Source organism: Aquitalea sp. FJL05, from assembly GCF_003852595.1.
In the GTDB taxonomy this organism is placed as follows: Bacteria; Pseudomonadota; Gammaproteobacteria; order Burkholderiales; family Chromobacteriaceae; genus Aquitalea; species Aquitalea aquatilis.
The window spans coordinates 517772-531754 of sequence record NZ_QAJS01000009.1; the positions used below are offsets into that span (position 1 = coordinate 517772).

The 13983-nt window shown below is 60.6% G+C and carries 17 protein-coding genes; 16 read left to right on the plus strand and 1 reads right to left on the minus strand.

Annotation, left to right across the window (positions count from 1 at the left end):
• The first annotated feature begins 1 nt into the window (after position 1).
• The 8 genes from bamA to DBR44_RS10520 are packed head-to-tail and all read left to right on the plus strand — an operon-like array spanning position 2 to position 7419.
• Positions 2 to 2290 (plus strand): outer membrane protein assembly factor BamA, encoded by a 2289-nt coding sequence (gene bamA, locus DBR44_RS10485; protein ID WP_124644002.1) that lies wholly within the window; start codon positions 2 to 4, stop codon positions 2288 to 2290.
• 18 nt (positions 2291 to 2308) lie between these two features.
• The gene (locus DBR44_RS10490) at positions 2309 to 2797 is read left to right on the plus strand and encodes an OmpH family outer membrane protein (RefSeq protein ID WP_124644003.1); all 489 of its coding nucleotides are present in this window, start codon (positions 2309 to 2311) and stop codon (positions 2795 to 2797) included.
• A 52-nt stretch (positions 2798 to 2849) separates the two neighbouring features.
• Entirely contained in the window at positions 2850 to 3899 is a 1050-nt protein-coding gene (gene lpxD, locus DBR44_RS10495) for a UDP-3-O-(3-hydroxymyristoyl)glucosamine N-acyltransferase (protein ID WP_124644004.1), read from the plus strand.
• A complete protein-coding gene (fabZ, locus tag DBR44_RS10500; RefSeq protein ID WP_124644005.1) occupies positions 3892 to 4344 on the plus strand; it encodes a 3-hydroxyacyl-ACP dehydratase FabZ in 453 nt (150 codons plus the stop codon). Before lpxD ends, fabZ begins: the two co-directional genes overlap by 8 nt.
• A gap of 2 nt (positions 4345 to 4346) precedes the next feature.
• Positions 4347 to 5123, plus strand: a complete 777-nt coding sequence (lpxA, locus tag DBR44_RS10505; RefSeq protein WP_124644006.1) for an acyl-ACP--UDP-N-acetylglucosamine O-acyltransferase — start codon at positions 4347 to 4349, stop codon at positions 5121 to 5123.
• Between the two features lie 2 nt (positions 5124 to 5125).
• Positions 5126 to 6304, plus strand: coding sequence for a lipid-A-disaccharide synthase (gene lpxB / locus DBR44_RS10510; RefSeq protein WP_124644007.1), 1179 nt, complete (start codon positions 5126 to 5128; stop codon positions 6302 to 6304).
• On the plus strand, positions 6289 to 6906 hold the full coding sequence (gene rnhB / locus DBR44_RS10515) for a ribonuclease HII (protein WP_199731013.1): 618 nt from the start codon (positions 6289 to 6291) through the stop codon (positions 6904 to 6906). The genes lpxB and rnhB overlap by 16 nt, the downstream gene beginning before the upstream one ends.
• A 12-nt stretch (positions 6907 to 6918) precedes the next feature.
• Positions 6919 to 7419 carry a DNA-deoxyinosine glycosylase gene (locus DBR44_RS10520; RefSeq protein WP_124644008.1) on the plus strand — a complete coding sequence of 167 codons (501 nt, stop codon included), beginning with the start codon at positions 6919 to 6921 and terminating at the stop codon, positions 7417 to 7419.
• A 113-nt stretch (positions 7420 to 7532) separates the two neighbouring features.
• On the opposite strand, the gene DBR44_RS10525 is transcribed toward DBR44_RS10520, so the two are convergent.
• Entirely contained in the window at positions 7533 to 7793 is a 261-nt protein-coding gene (locus tag DBR44_RS10525) for a hypothetical protein (RefSeq protein WP_124644009.1), read from the minus strand.
• Between the two features lie 96 nt (positions 7794 to 7889).
• Between DBR44_RS10525 and DBR44_RS10530 the strand changes: the two genes are divergently transcribed.
• From DBR44_RS10530 to DBR44_RS10565, 8 genes are all read left to right on the plus strand, one after another.
• Positions 7890 to 8579: an ABC transporter permease gene (locus tag DBR44_RS10530; protein ID WP_124644010.1), complete on the plus strand. Its 690-nt coding sequence runs from the start codon at positions 7890 to 7892 to the stop codon at positions 8577 to 8579.
• Positions 8576 to 9289 carry an ABC transporter permease gene (locus tag DBR44_RS10535; RefSeq protein ID WP_124644011.1) on the plus strand — a complete coding sequence of 238 codons (714 nt, stop codon included), beginning with the start codon at positions 8576 to 8578 and terminating at the stop codon, positions 9287 to 9289. The genes DBR44_RS10530 and DBR44_RS10535 overlap by 4 nt, the downstream gene beginning before the upstream one ends.
• 21 nt (positions 9290 to 9310) lie before the next feature.
• Positions 9311 to 10078, plus strand: a complete 768-nt coding sequence (locus tag DBR44_RS10540; protein ID WP_124644012.1) for an ABC transporter ATP-binding protein — start codon at positions 9311 to 9313, stop codon at positions 10076 to 10078.
• 34 nt (positions 10079 to 10112) lie between these two features.
• Entirely contained in the window at positions 10113 to 11237 is a 1125-nt protein-coding gene (locus DBR44_RS10545) for a succinylglutamate desuccinylase/aspartoacylase family protein (protein WP_124644013.1), read from the plus strand.
• 188 nt (positions 11238 to 11425) lie between these two features.
• A complete protein-coding gene (locus DBR44_RS10550) occupies positions 11426 to 11644 on the plus strand; it encodes a hypothetical protein (protein WP_124644014.1) in 219 nt (72 codons plus the stop codon).
• Between the two features lie 90 nt (positions 11645 to 11734).
• On the plus strand, positions 11735 to 12244 hold the full coding sequence (gene mobB, locus DBR44_RS10555; protein ID WP_124644015.1) for a molybdopterin-guanine dinucleotide biosynthesis protein B: 510 nt from the start codon (positions 11735 to 11737) through the stop codon (positions 12242 to 12244).
• Positions 12231 to 13424: a gephyrin-like molybdotransferase Glp gene (gene glp / locus DBR44_RS10560; RefSeq protein ID WP_124644016.1), complete on the plus strand. Its 1194-nt coding sequence runs from the start codon at positions 12231 to 12233 to the stop codon at positions 13422 to 13424. Before mobB ends, glp begins: the two co-directional genes overlap by 14 nt.
• Before the next feature lie 2 nt (positions 13425 to 13426).
• Positions 13427 to 13771, plus strand: coding sequence for a 2Fe-2S iron-sulfur cluster-binding protein (locus DBR44_RS10565; RefSeq protein WP_124644017.1), 345 nt, complete (start codon positions 13427 to 13429; stop codon positions 13769 to 13771).
• Positions 13772 to 13983 lie beyond the last annotated feature (212 nt).

Sequence of the window (13983 nt, forward strand, 5' to 3'; positions counted from 1 at the left end):
TATGAAATTGAAACTACTTGCGGCCGCTGTGCTGGGCATCACTACGGCAACAGCTGTTTGGGCTGCGGAACCGTTTGTAATCAAGGATATCCGGGTTGAAGGCCTGCAGCGTACCGAAGCCGGTACCGTCTTCAACTACCTCCCGGTCAAGGTGGGCGACACCTATAGCGATGAAAAAGCGCGTGAGTCCATCAAGAGCCTGTTTGCCACCGGCTTTTTCGATGATGTGCGGGTAGAGTCGCGCAATGGCGTGGTGATTGTGGCCGTGGTCGAGCGCCCGGTGATTACCCAGCTCAACATCAACGGCGCCAAGGAATTCAGCAAGGATCAGCTGAAAAAGGCCCTGAAGGACAATGGCTTTGCCGAGTCGCGCATTTTCGACCAGGCTTTGCTGGACGGCGCGGTACAGGAGCTCAAGCGCCAGTACTACAGCCGCGGCAAATACGCCGTGGAAATCACCCCGCAAGTCACCAAGCTGGAACGCAACCGCGTAGCGGTCACGCTGGACATCACCGAAGGCATTACCGCCCAGATCAAAGACATCCATATTGTCGGCACCAAGGCCTTCACCCAGGACCAGCTGCTGGACGAAATGACGCTGACTTCCGGCGGCTGGATGTCCTGGCTGACCAAGGATAACCAGTACTCCAAACAGAAGCTGACCGGCGACCTGGAAAAGCTCAAGGCTTTCTACCAGAACCAGGGCTATCTGGAATTCAATATTGAATCCACCCAGGTTTCCATGAGCGCCGACAAGGAACACATGTTCCTGACTATCAATGTCAGCGAAGGCGGCAAGTTCACCGTCTCCGACATCAAGCTGGCTGGCGATCTGAAGGTGCCCGAGGCTGATCTGCGCAAGCTGATCACCTTCAAGAACGGCGAAGTGTTCAATAACGAGAAGGTGACCGAAAGCGTCAAGGCGCTGAGCGATCGTCTGGGCAATGAAGGCTATGCCTTTGCCAATGTGAACGCGCTGCCGGAAATCAACCGTGACAAGAAACAGGTTGGTTTCACCTTCTTCGTCGATCCGGGCCGCAAGACCTATGTCCGCCGCGTCAACATCGCCGGCAACACCAAGACCCGCGATGAAGTGGTGCGGCGCGAACTGCGCCAGCTGGAAGGCGCACCCTACAATGCGGCCAGCGTCAAGCGCAGCAAGGAACGTATCGAGCTGCTGGGCTATTTCGAAGATGTCACCGTGGACACCCCGGCCGTGGCGGATGCGCCCGATCAGGTGGACATGAACATCAACCTGAAAGAGCGCGCCACCGGCAGCATCTCCGCCGGCGTGGGCTTTGTGCAGGGTGAGGGCATCCAGCTGTCGGCCAGCATTTCGCAAAGCAATATCTTTGGTTCCGGCAAGTACATGTCTTTCGGTATTTCCAACGGCAAGGTGAACAAGAACATCTCGCTGTCGTTTACCGATCCGTACTTCACCCCGGATGGCGTCAGCCTGGGCTACGACCTGTACCACCGCGTGTACAATCCGGATGCCACCTCGACCTCGGCCTACAAGACCTCCACCGATGGTGCTGCAGTACGCTTTGGCGTGCCGGTGACCGAGTTTGACCGCATCAACTTCAGTATCGGTGTGGAACAGACCAAGATCACCACTTACGACACCAGTCCGCAGCGCTATATCGACTTCGTCAACCAGTATGGTGCGAAGAACAAGACGCTGCTGGGTTCGGTCAGCTGGGGCCGCGATACCCGCGACAGCTCGCTGTGGCCGACGCGCGGTGCCTCGATCAAGGTACAGGCTGATGCCGGCCTGCCGGGCGGCGATCTCGAATACTACCGCCTGACGCATAGCCAGCAGTGGTTCTTCCCGCTGTCCAAGACTTACACCCTGATGCTGAACGGCGAAGTGGGCTATGCCAGCGGTTATGGCAAGACCTCCACGCTGCCGTTCTTCCAGAACTTCTACCTGGGCGGTATCGGTTCGGTGCGCGGCTACGACAACAACAGTCTGGGCCCCAAGGACACCAATGGTGACTACATGGGTGGTACCCGCAAGGCGGTGGCCAATGCCGAAGTGTTGTTCCCCTTTCCGGGCATGAAGGACAACAAATCGGTACGTGCCAGTGTGTTCTTCGATGCCGGCAGCGTGTGGGATACCACCTTCTCTGGCAGTACCCCGAGCAGCGAACTGCGCTACTCTGCCGGTTTTGCCGTGACCTGGTTGTCACCGCTGGGACCGATGAAGTTCAGCTACGCCGACCCGCTGCGCAAGAAGGAAGGCGACAAGCAACAGCGCTTCCAGTTCCAACTGGGTACTGTCTTCTAAACGGAAAGAGGCCTGAACATGAAATCTTCTTTCAAATGGTGGCTGGCGGGGCTGGCCCTGCTCAGCCTGCAGGCCACTGCGGCTGATTTCAAGCTGGGTTTTGTCAATATTGAGCGGGTATACCGCGAAGCTGCGCCGGCAATCGCCATCCAGAAAAAACTGGACAAGGAGTTTGCCGATCGCAGGACCGAGCTGAAAAAAATGGAAAACCGTGCCAAAGAGCTGGAAGGCATGATGGCCAAGAGCACGCTTTCCATCGACGACCGCAAACGCTACGAGCGCGAATATGCAGCGCTGGATCGTGACTATCGCGCCAAGGGGCGTGAAATGTCCGAGGACTTCAATCAGCGCCGCAATGAAGAGTTCGCCTCGGTGCAGGAGCGTGCCAATCGCGTGCTCAGGCAAATTGCCGACCGCGAGCAGTACGACCTGATCCTGCAGGATGTCGTTTACGTCAATCCCAAGTTCGACCTGACCAGCAAAGTGCTGAAGGAACTTGAGAAGTAATCCTGCCTAACAGTTACGGGAGAAGCCGACCCGTGGTCGGCTTTCATTTTTGATGGCGTACACGCTTTCACATATCGTGGCCCAACTTGGCGGCGCGCTCGAGGGCGCTGACCGCTTGGTCGAGCGTCTGGCACCGCTGGATGTGGCGGGGCCGGCCGATATCACTTTTCTGTCCAATCCCAAGTACCGCAAGCAGCTGGAAACTTGCGCGGCCGGCGCGGTGATCGTATCACCCAAGCTGGCGGCCGAGCTGGACCCGGCACGCTCGTGGATCGTGGTGGACGACCCTTATCTGTACTTTGCCAAGGTCGCCACACTGTTTCATCCGCCGGCCCAGCCGCAGCCCGGCATACACCCCACGGCCGTGGTGGGCGAGGGCAGTGTCATCGCGGCCAGTAGCGAAGTGCGCGAGCACGTCAGCATCGGTCGTGCCGCTGTCATCGGCGAGCGCTGCATCCTGCACCCCGGTGTGGTGGTCGGCGACGGCACCGTGCTGGGCGACGACGTGGTGCTCTATCCCAATGTCAGTGTTTATCACGGCTGCATCCTGGGCCACCGGGTGGCGGTGCATTCCGGCAGCGTGATCGGTGCCGACGGCTTTGGCCTGGCCTGGGCCAAGGATCACTGGTTCAAGATTCCGCAAACCGGTCGCGTCATCATCGAGGATGATGTCGAGGTAGGTGCCAATACCACCATCGATCGCGGTGCGCTGGCCGACACCATCATCCGCCGTGGTGCCAAGATCGATAACCTGGTGCAGATCGCCCACAATGTGCAGATCGGCGAGCACACCGCCATCGCCGGTTGTGTCGGCATTGCCGGCAGCACCAGGATCGGCGCGCACTGCACGGTGGGTGGCGCGGCCATGTTTGTTGGCCATATCGACGTGGCGGACAAGACGCATATCGGCGGCGGTACCCTGGTGTCCAAGTCCATTCGCCAGCCGGATACCTATGCCTCGTCCTATCCGCTGCAAACCATGAAGGAATGGCTGGGTAACGCCGTTCATGTAAGACATCTGGACGATCTCGCCAAGCGCATAAAACAACTCGAACGCGAGATCGGCAAACTGAAAGAACCTGAGGACAACGCCAATGACTGAACACGCCGTGACGATTGATGTACGGGAAATCATGCAGTGCCTGCCGCACCGCTACCCCTTCCTGCTGGTCGACCGTGTCACCGAATTGGTGCCGAATACCCGTATCAAGGCACTGAAGAACGTCACCATCAACGAGCCTTTCTTCTGCGGCCATTTCGAGCAATACCCGGTGATGCCGGGTGTGCTGATCATCGAAGCACTGGCGCAGGCTGCCGGCATCCTGGCGATCAAGAGCCAGGGCGAGCGCGCTGAAAACGAGCTGTATTTCTTTGTCGGCATCGACAAGGCCCGTTTCAAGCGCCAGGTGGTGCCGGGCGACCAGATGATCTTCGAAGTGGAGCAGATCACCGTCAAGCGCGGCATCGGCAAGTACACCGCGCGCGCGCTGGTGGATGGCCAGGTGGCTTGTGAAGCCGAAATCATGTGTGCCAAGCGCGAGGTCTGATCATGGCCATTCACCCGACTGCCATTGTTGATCCCAAAGCCAGCATTGCCGCCGATGTGGAAATCGGTGCCTACTCCATCATCGGGCCGGATGTCAGCATAGACAGCGGTACCTGGGTGGGGCCGCATGTGGTGATTGAAGGCCATACCAGCATTGGCAGGAACAACCGCATTTTCCAGTTCAGCTCGCTGGGGGCCATTCCGCAGGACAAGAAATACGCCGGCGAACCCACCCGTCTGGAAATCGGCGACAACAACACCATCCGCGAATTCTGTACCTTCAATATCGGTACCGCGCAGGATGTGGGTGTGACCCGTCTGGGCAACGACAACTGGATCATGGCCTATGTGCATCTGGGCCATGACTGCCAGATCGGTAACCACACCATCTTTGCCAATAACGCCACGCTGGGCGGCCATGTGCATATCGGTGACTGGGTGATTCTGGGCGGCTTTACCAGCGTGCACCAGTTTGCCATTGTCGGCGATCACGCCATGACGGCCTTTGCCAGTGCGGTGGCGCAGGATGTGCCGCCCTATGTGATGGCGCATGGCAACCGCGCCGTGCCGGCTGGTATCAATGCCGAAGGTCTGAAGCGTCGTGGCTTCACGCCGGAGCAGATCCGCCGCATCCGCAATGCCTACAAGGCACTGTATCGCCAGGGCCTGCAATACGATGCCGCCAAGGAAGCCATTCTGGCCGAGGCGCAGCAAGGCCATGCCGAGCTGGAGCCGTTTGCCCGCTTCTTTGCCCAGTCTGAGCGAGGCATTATTCGCTGACCATGTCTGACAGCCTGTTCAAACGCAAGGGCGCGCTCAAGGTTGCCATGGTGGTGGGCGAGGCCTCCGGTGATGTGCTGGGCGCGCACCTGATCGACGCCTTGCAGGCTCGCCATGCCGATGTCGAATTTGCCGGCATTGGTGGCCCACGCATGGAAGCGCGCGGTTTTTACTCCATGGTGCCGCAGGAAAAGCTGGCGGTACGCGGCTATGCCGAGGTGCTGCGCTGCCTGCCGGAGCTGTTGCGCATTCGCCGTGACTTGCGCGAGCGGCTCAAGGCCGAGAAGCCGGATGTGTTCATCGGTGTGGATGCGCCGGACTTCAATCTGGCGCTGGAAGCCGCGCTGAAAAAAAGCGGTATTGCCACCGTGCACTATGTCAGCCCCTCGGTGTGGGCATGGCGGCTGGAGCGCATCTACAAGATAGGCCGTGCCGTCAACCGCGTGCTGTGCCTGTTTCCGATGGAGCCGGCGCTGTATGACAAGGCCGGGGTAAAGGCGGATTTTGTCGGCCATCCGCTGGCCAGCGAAATTCCCCTGGTGCCGGATCAACTGGCCATGCGCGAGCAGCTGGGTCTGCCACGTCAGGCTCCGGTGTTTACCCTGATGCCGGGTAGCCGTAAGAGCGAGCTGGAATTCATGGCGCCGCTGTACATCGAGGCCGCCCGCATCCTGCTGCGCGACTATCCGGATGCTACCTTCCTGGTGCCGCTGGCGACGCGCGCCACCATGGATCTGTTCGACCGTCTGCTGACCCGCCACAAGGCTTGGGATCTGCCACTACGCAAGCTGTTTGGTCATGCGCAGATGGCGATGATCGCCAGTGATGTGGTGCTGGTGACCAGTGGCACGGCCACGCTGGAAGTGGCCTTGACCAAGCGGCCGATGGTGATCAGCTATAAGCTGTCCTGGCTCACCTATCAGCTGGTCAAGCGCAAGATCAAGCTGCCCTATGTTGGTCTGCCGAATATCCTGTGTGGTCGTTTCGTGGTGCCGGAGCTGCTGCAGAAGGAGGCCACGGCCGAGAAGCTGGCGGCCGAGGTCAAGCGTCTGTATGTCGATCAGGATGCGCGGGTGGAAATGGTGCAAGCCTTTACCGATCTGCATCAGTCGCTGCTGGCCGACACGGCCAGTCTGGCGGCCACGGCCGTGCTGCAGGAGGCGGGATGCCGGACAGTCTGAGCTTGCTGGTTACGGGCGAGTTGATCGCCGGTGTGGACGAGGCCGGGCGTGGCCCGCTGGCCGGGGCAGTGTTTGCTGCTGCAGTCATTCTCGATCCGGCGCGGCCGATTGCCGGGCTGGCTGATTCCAAGGTGTTGAGCGAGGCCAAGCGTGATGCCTTGGCCATCCTCATCAAACGCGATGCGCTGGCCTGGTGTATCGCCAGTGCCAGCGTTGAGGAAATCGACCAGCTGAATATCCTGCACGCCACCATGCTGGCGATGAGTCGGGCGGTGGAGGGGTTGGCAACGCAGCCGGGCAGGGTGCTGATCGATGGCAATCGCGTCCCCAAGCAGCTGACTTTGCCGGCCGAGGCCATCGTCAAGGGCGATGCCAAGGTGCAGGCTATTTCTGCTGCCTCCATTTTGGCCAAGACGGCGCGCGATGCCGAACTGGTGGCGCTGGACGTCCTGCACCCGCAATACGGTTTTGCCCGCCACAAGGGCTATCCCACCGCCGAGCATCTGGCGGCGCTGGAGGCACACGGCGCGCTGGCGGCACATCGTAAATCATTCGGTCCGGTCAAGGCCTGGCTGGCCCGTCAGCAGGGGCAGCTGTTCTAGCGCTGCTTGCACATGAACGATACCGCCAAATCCTGTTTCCCGCCGGTGGTGAACCCGCAAACCCGTTTGCTGATTCTGGGGTCCTTGCCCGGCGATGCCTCACTGCAGGCGGTGCAATACTATGCCCACCCGCGCAACCAGTTCTGGCGTTTGCTGGGCGAGCTGCTGGGGTGCGATCTGCTGGCGCTGGACTACCCAGCCCGGCTGGCCGCCCTGCAACAGCACGGCATCGGGCTGTGGGATGTGGTGGCGCAGGCGCAGCGTCAGGGTAGTCTGGACGCGGCCATCCGTGGCATCAGCCCTAATGATTTGCCGGCGCTGTGTGCCAGCCTGCCGGCCTTGCGTGCCATTGCCTTCAACGGCAGCACGGCGGCTGCCATTGGCCGCAAGCAGCTGGCTGTCATGAGCAAGCTGCCTACCTTGTTTGATCTGCCTTCTTCCAGTCCTGCCTATACCCTGTCTTATCCTGCCAAGCTGACCCAGTGGCTGGCCTTGCGTGCCGCGCTGGTTTGAGTCGGTTTTGGTGTCTGCTGCAACACTTTTCCGCTAATTGCATATACAAATAAAAGGCTGATTAACGTGCTTGTGGAGCCACGGCCTAATCGCCAACTTGCTGTTGATGGTGATTATTTCCCAGTAAAAACAATAAACTGTCTGGTTTTATTGGCTTGTTTCATACAGTTGTTGGTGTTGATTATTGTCGTGATGCGGAAAATTGCATGCTGCACATGCACATGAAAAAATGATTGTATATACAATAAGGCTTGATTAGGATCGTGACAGATGCGCTGCCGCCAGCGGCTGCCATCGCCGGGCGCGACAGGCTGAGAATCGTCCACCAAGGACGACCGCCATGTCGCTCTACCCTCTACCAGGAGAAATGTCATGAAACTGCCTTCCGTCTGCCAGCTCTGGCCGGCAGCGGCACCTGCTGCCGCGCGCCATCCCTACCGTTCAACTTGTCGTCCCGCCAGGAGATAGCCATGTTCCTGTCCGGATTCGGCCCGCTCATTCTGGCGGGTACCTGGGTGACGCTGAAGCTGTCGCTGTTGTCGCTGATTCTGTCCATGCTGATTGGTCTGGCCGGTGCCAGCTCCAGGCTGGCCAAGACCAGCTTGCTGCGCGGCTGGGCCACCGCTTACACCACCTTGATTCGCAGCGTGCCTGATCTGGTGCTGATGTTGCTGCTGTTCTACAGCCTGCAACTGGGGCTGAACCAGTGCACCGAGGCGCTGGGCATGGAGCAGATCGACATCGATCCCTTTCTGGCTGGCGTGGTGACCCTGGCCTTTATCTACGGTGCTTATTTCACCGAAACCTTTCGCGGTGCCTTTTTGTCGGTGCCGACAGGGCAGATCGAAGCGGCCATCGCCTATGGCATGACGCCGTGGCAGAGCTTTCGCCGGGTGTTGTTTCCGCAGATGATGCGCTTTGCCCTGCCGGGCATTGCCAATAACTGGCAGGTGCTGATCAAGGCTACTGCGCTGGTCTCCATCATCGGGCTGGCCGACATCGTCAAGGCCACCCAGGACGCCGGCAAGGCTACCATGCAGATGTTCCTGTTTGCCGTGGTGGGGGCGCTGATGTATCTGCTGATCACCACCGTTTCCAATCTGGTGCTGATCTGGCTGGAAAACCACTACTCGGCCGGCGTGCGCAAGGCGGTTCTATGATCGAAATCATCCAGAATTACTGGCAGGCCTGGCTGTGGAACGACGGCTACCATGTCTCCGGCGTAGCCATGACCTTGTGGCTGCTGATCGCCTCGGTAGCCTGTGGCTTCTGCCTGTCCATCCCGCTGGCGGTGGCACGGGTGTCGTCGCGGCGCTGGATTAGCGGGCCGGTGTGGTTCTACACCTATGTGTTTCGCGGCACGCCCTTGTACATCCAGCTGCTGATCTTTTACTCGGGGGTGTACAGCCTGCATGTGGTGCGCTCGGTCGACCTGCTGGAGCACTTTTTCCGCGAGGGGCTCAACTGCACCATCCTGGCCTTCGCCCTCAACACCTGCGCCTATACCACCGAGATCTTTGCTGGCGCCATCCGCGCCATTCCCTATGGCGAAATCGAAGCGGCACGGGCGCTGGGCATGTCGCCCTGGGTCAAGTACACCCGCATCATCATTCCCGCCATGCTGCGCCGGGCGCTGCCTTACTACAGCAATGAAGTCATCCTGATGCTGCACGCCACCACCGTGGCCTTTACCGCCACCGTGCCGGATATTCTCAAGGTGGCACGCGATGTCAATGCGGCGACTTACGCTTCCTTCGAAGCCTTCGGCATCGCTGCCGTGCTGTATGCCTGCATCGCCTTTGCCCTGGTAGGGCTGTTCCGCCTGTGTGAAAACCGCTGGCTGGCTTTTTTGCGCCCCATGGGCCATTGATACGGATTCCGAAAGATTGCCATGTACAAATTGACTGTAAACGGCCTGCACAAGAAATACGGCCAGCACGAAGTGCTCAAGGGCGTTTCGCTCAAGGCCAAGGCCGGCGACGTGATCAGCATCATCGGCTCGTCCGGTTCAGGCAAGAGCACCTTCCTGCGCTGCATCAACTTTCTGGAGCAGCCTTGCGCCGGCGAGATCAGCCTGAACGGTGAGCTGCTGCAGACGGTGCTGGACAAAAAGGGTAGCCAGCGCGCGCGTGATCCGAAACAATTGCAGAAAATGCGCACCGAGCTGTCCATGGTGTTCCAGCATTTCAATCTGTGGTCACACATGACGGTGCTGGAAAACATCATGGAAGCGCCCATGCACGTGCTGGGCCTGAGCCGCGATGAAGCCTTGCAACGTGCACGCAAATACCTGGCCAAGGTGGGGCTGACCGAACAGCAGGAAAACAAATACCCGGCGCATCTGTCCGGTGGCCAGCAGCAGCGGGTGGCCATTGCCCGGGCGCTGGCGATGGAGCCGGAGGTGATGCTGTTTGACGAACCTACCTCGGCGCTGGACCCGGAGCTGGTGGGCGAAGTGTTGCGCGTGATGCAGGCACTGGCCGAAGAAGGCCGTACCATGGTGGTGGTGACGCACGAGATGGGCTTTGCCCGTAATGTGTCCAACCATGTCATCTTCCTGCATCAGGGGCGGATCGAAGAAGAAGGCCACCCGGCCCAGGTGCTCAGCCAGCCCAAAAGCGAACGGCTGCAGCAATTTTTGTCCGGCAGCCTGAAGTAACACTGCCAGCATCCCACATTACCAGGAGTCATTCATGCGTACGGAAATCCACCCGCTGCTGTCGCCCAGCCTGGGCACCCAGCGCAGCATTACCAGCTTTCATTTCGGAACGGCCGGAACGGGTAGCTGGCCGCGCAAGGTGTATATCCAGGCCAGCCTGCATGCGGGTGAGATTCCCGGCATGCTGGTGGCGCACAAGCTGCGTCAGCAGTTTGCCGCGCTGGAACAGCAGGGCTTGTTGCAGGCCGAGATCGTGCTGGTGCCGGTGGCCAATCCCATCGGCCTGGCCCAGCAACTGCATTACCAGCCGCAAGGCCGTTTCGATCTGGAAAGCGGAGAAAACTTCAACCGCCTGTACAGCGAACCGTCAGCACGGGTGATTCCGCAACTGAGCCAGCAGCTGACGCAGGATGCGGATGCCAACCGCGACATCATCCGCCAGGCGCTGCGTGCCGCCATTGCCGCCGAGCCGGTCAATACCGAGCTGCAAAGCCTGCGCCAGACCCTGCATCTGCTGGCTATCGATGCCGATCTGGTGCTGGATCTGCACTGCGACTTTGCCGGCCCGGTGCATGTCTACGCGCATAGCGAGCACTGGCCGCTGGTGGAGGCGCTGGCCGCCCACCTGCAATGCGGGGCGTCTTTGCTGGCCGATGCCTATGGCGTGATGCCCTTCGACGAAGCCATCTTTCTGCCCTGGGCCAAGATCCGCGCTGCCTTGCCACAGTTTCCCGTGCCTTTCGACAGCGTGGCCGTGACGGTGGAGCTGCGCGGGGAGGGCGATGTCAGCCATGCCCTGGCTGGGCAGGACAGTCAGGCCATTCTGCATTACCTGACCGGCTGCGGCGTGATCCGTGGCGAAGCGCTGCCCGCTCCGGCACTGCCGCACCCGGCGACGCCGCTGGAAGGCTCGGAAACCCTGATTGCGCCGCATGCCGGGGTGATTGTCAGCCTGGCCGAGCTGGGTAGCGTGGTGCAGGCGGGTGATGCCATTGCCGATGTGATCGACCCCATCAGCGGCTCCACCACCACGCTGAGGGCCGGCACGGCCGGGGTGTTTTATGTGTTTGCCCGCCATCCCTATGTCACCCGTGGTGGCACGGTGGCCAAGATTGCCGGCACCAGCCCTCTGGGCAAGGGTAATCTGCTGGGGGCCTAGCACCCGGTCCTTGGCTACCCGGCCTTAGTCTGCCGGGTAGCCAAGGGCAAGGTCAGCTCGGGTGGTTTGTGGTGTTTTCCATCCCTAGTCACGGTTGTCATGGCTTTGCCGTGGTCGAAAACTTGCGGTTTGCTGCCGCTTGCGTCGATATTGGTAAGGTAAATGCATTCACGGGAAGGAGGGGCAGCATGAGTCGCTATTGCATCTGGTTTGTCACGCCCGACGATACTGTCATGCGGCGTGCCGAAGTGGCCATCAACGGCAGTATTCATTGTCATCAGGTGCTGGAAGAAATCGAGGCGCAACTGGCGCTGGATTGTGGGCTGAGCCAGGTGATGATTGTCGACTGGAAGCGCTTCGAGCAGCCCGAGGAGCAGGCGGCACATTTTGCCCGGGCGGTGGCCTGAGTACCGAATAACTAGGTCATCCGGCTGAATAATGGGGCAGGAGCACATGTTATGATGCGCTCCTGCCCCATTTTATCGAGTAGCGCCGCCATGTATGTTCTGGGAATCGCCGGCTATTCCGGCAGCGGCAAGACCACCTTGCTGGAAAAGCTCATCCCGCTGCTGCTGGCTGCCGGAGTGGATGTGGCCGTGATCAAGCACACTCACCACGATGTGGACTGGGATCAGCCGGGCAAGGACAGCTGGCGGCACCGCCAGGCCGGTGCGCGGCAGGTCTTGCTGGCCGGCGCGCAGCGCCGCTTGCTGGTGGAAACCATGCCGCAGGGCAACGATGCGCCGCTGGCGACGCATGTCGCGGCCTTGCGCCCCTGTGATCTGGTGCTGGCCGAAGGCTTCAAGCATGAAGCCATTCCCAAGCTGGAAGTGTACGATCCGGCGCTGGGCCATGCGCCACTTTGCCTGCACGATGCCCAGGTGCTGGCCATGGTGTCGGATGCAGCACCCCACTGCGCGCTACCCTGTTTTACCCGGAACGATGCCGCCGGCCTTGTCCGTTTCATTCTTGCCTTGCTGGAACAACATCAAGATGCTCACCGTTGATCAAGCCCGCGACTGGCTGCTACAGCGCGCCAGGCCGCTTACCACTACTGAAACTGTTCCGTTGCTGCAGGCGCTGGGACGCATTCTGGCGGTGCCACTGGTGGCCAGCCTGGATGTGCCGCCGCATGACAACAGCGCCATGGACGGCTATGCCCTGAATACGGCAGATGCCGGCCAGCCGCTGCCGCTGTCGCAACGCATCCCGGCTGGTTGTCAGCCGCAGCCGCTGCAAGCCAAAACCGCTGCCCGCATTTTCACCGGTGCACCCATCCCCGCCGGTGCCGACGCCGTGGTGATGCAGGAAATGGCCGAGCTACAGCCGGATGGCCGGGTGGTCTTCAGTCAGAGCCCTCGTCCCGGACAAAATATCCGCCGCGCTGGCGAAGATATCCGCCGTGGCAGTGAAGTGCTGTCCGCCGGGCAGCAACTGACTGCCGCGCATCTTGGCTTGGCGGCTTCCATCGGCGTGGCCGAGCTGACGGTGCTCCGTCCGCTGCGGGTGGCGGTGTTCTTTACTGGTGACGAGCTGGTAGAACCCGGGCAGGCACTGGCTGCCGGGCAGATCTATAACTCCAACCGTTACTGGCTGGTGCCGGAGCTGATGCGGCTGGGCTGCGAGGTGACTGATCTGGGCATCGTGCCGGATTCACTCAGCCGCACCCGGGAAATCCTACAGGATGCCGCAGCGCTGGCCGATGTCATCATGACTTGCGGTGGGGTGTCGGTGGGCGAGGAAGACCACGTCAAGGCAGCGGTCGAGGCCGAGGGTTCGCTGGACTTGTGGAAAATAGCCATCAAGCCGGGCAAGCCGCTGGCCAGTGGCCGGGTGGGCCAGGCGGGCTTTGTCGGTCTGCCGGGCAATCCGGTGTCCGGCTTTGTCACTTATCAGGTGCTGGTCAAACCCTATCTGCAGCGCTGTGCCGGTTTGCTGACTGATGATGCTGTTGCGCCCGCGCTGTATCCGGCCGGTTTTGTCTGGGACAAGCCGGATAGCCGGCGCGAGGAATTCCTGCGGGTGAAACTGGTGCAGCAGGATGGCCAATGGCAATTACAGCGCTATCCCAATCAGGGCTCCGGTGTGCTGACCTCCTGCGCCTGGGCCGACGGGCTGGTGCGGCTGGCGGCCGGCCAGCAGGTGCAGCCGGGCGATCTGCTCGGCCTGCTGCCTATCGGGCACTAATCATGCCGCAGCTGCGATTTGTCGATCAGCAGCAGCGCCTGCTGGCCGAACTGGAGGCCCAGCCCGGCGATCTGTTGCTGGATGTGGCGAGACTGGCTGATGTGCCGCTGCACTGGCGCTGCGGGCAGGGCACTTGCGGCACCTGCAAGGTGCGCATCAGTCACGCGGGTCCGGCGCAGCCGGTGATGCCCAGTCGCAAGGAGCGCAATGTATTGTTGCGTGCGGGTCTGATCAGTCAGGCCGAGGTGGCGGCTGAAAGTTGGCCGGATGTATCGGCCGCTTGGCGGCTGGCCTGTCATCTGGCCGTTGGGGAAGAGGATTGGTTGGTGCTTTGCCCGTCAGACTAGAGCCTGCTCACACCCTGTGTGGATGCAGAAAGAGCCTTTGCCGGCCCTGATACTGATAAGAAAAGGCAGCCGGATGGCTGCCTTAGGCTGCTGACAAAGTAAACTGGTGCGATTTCACTGGACCCGGCAAAGCCGGGCCTCTCGACTAAGTGATTGATTCCGCAGCCTTCCAATTTACTCCCCATCCCCCCCGCCCTTGCCCTGCAAGGGAG